Origin of the sequence: Endozoicomonas atrinae (assembly GCF_001647025.1) — a bacterium.
Classification (GTDB): domain Bacteria; phylum Pseudomonadota; class Gammaproteobacteria; order Pseudomonadales; family Endozoicomonadaceae; genus Endozoicomonas; species Endozoicomonas atrinae.
This window is the reverse complement of record NZ_LUKQ02000567.1, coordinates 1-1,307: the sequence shown is the minus strand read 5'-3', so window position 1 is coordinate 1,307 and position 1,307 is coordinate 1. Positions and strand designations below refer to the sequence as shown.

Genomic DNA, 1,307 nt, shown 5'->3' with positions numbered 1-1,307 from the left:
CAGAGCAACCGAGCCGAGGATCAGCCGGTTATCCTGCCGTGGGGCTTAGGACAGAAAGCCAGGGATGAAAGTGTTACCGGCAACTATGGCGGCGAGACCGACCCGAACGTGGTGGAGAAACCGCAACCCGAGCAGCCAGAGACCAGGGAGAGTTACCTGCTTATGAACGTTATCAGTGTGGTCACCTTGCCAGAGCGCACTCCCATCGAGCTGAACGATGTAGAAATAGAACTGGATATAGACAGCTTCAGCTGGAACCTCACCGGACAACTATGGGGAGCGTCCAGCCTGGCCATGATAGAACCGGATGCCAGCGGCCCGAAGCAGATAGAGATAAACATCAATGGCTGGGTGTGGGTATTCATTATTGAGCGTTACAGCACTGACCGTCGATTCGGTAACGAACGATACACCGTGACCGGCACCAGCCGCAGCCAGCTGCTCGCCGCCCCGTATGCACCGAAGCGCAGCAAAAGCAGCGCCAGTGACATTAACGCCAAACAGGCCATCAGTGAGGAGCTGGCTAATACCGGCTTTACTGCCAGCTATCCCGATCTGAACGACTACAGCACCCCTGACTGGATTATTCCCGGTGGCACTTTCAGCTATCAGCACCAGACGCCCATGGAGGTGATTGCACGACTCACCACCAGCGCCGGATCGGTGGTGATTCCTGCCCGAGACAATGACCAGCTGAACATCCAACCCCGTTATCCGGCAAGCCCTTGGAACTGGGGCACCGCCACGATGGACAGGATTATCCCCGCCAGTATGGTCATCAGCCTGAGCGCCAGCTGGCGACCCGAACCGGAATACAACGCCGTCTATGTTTCAGGCATCCATGCGGGCGTAGCGGTCAACGTGAAACGCAGCGGAACGGCAGGGGATGAACCAGCGCCGGATATTTTGGAAGACTGGCTGACAGAGACCCAGGTCAACACCGAGCGAGGTAGAAACGAACTGGCTAAAAGCGGTCACCAGAGCATCACCACCATCGAGCTGCCGCTGACCGACACCAACACCGCCCCCGGACTTATTGAGCCAGGGATGCTGGTCGAGGTTCAGGACATAACGGGTGACTGGCAGGGGCTCTGCTTGCGAACCCATATCAGCGCCTCAGGGGGATTAAACGCCGTTATCCAGAGCGTGGAGCTTGAAAGGCATTATTAGAGAAAGAGGATGCCCGGCCTAAGGAGTAGAGCCGGGACTTAGGTGCCTGCTGGATATCGGACAGTCACAGTAAACAGCATAGGACGCAGAATGAAGGCCTTCACAACAAAACGATATGTGGTCAAACAGAAAGTACA

General features: G+C 56.4%; 1 pseudogene. It reads left to right on the top strand.

Annotation, left to right across the window (positions count from 1 at the left end):
- A pseudogene (locus tag AK963_RS34015) lies at nucleotides 1-1,170 on the top strand (hypothetical protein); the annotation flags it as partial.
- Between the last annotated feature and the right edge of the window lie 137 nt (nucleotides 1,171-1,307).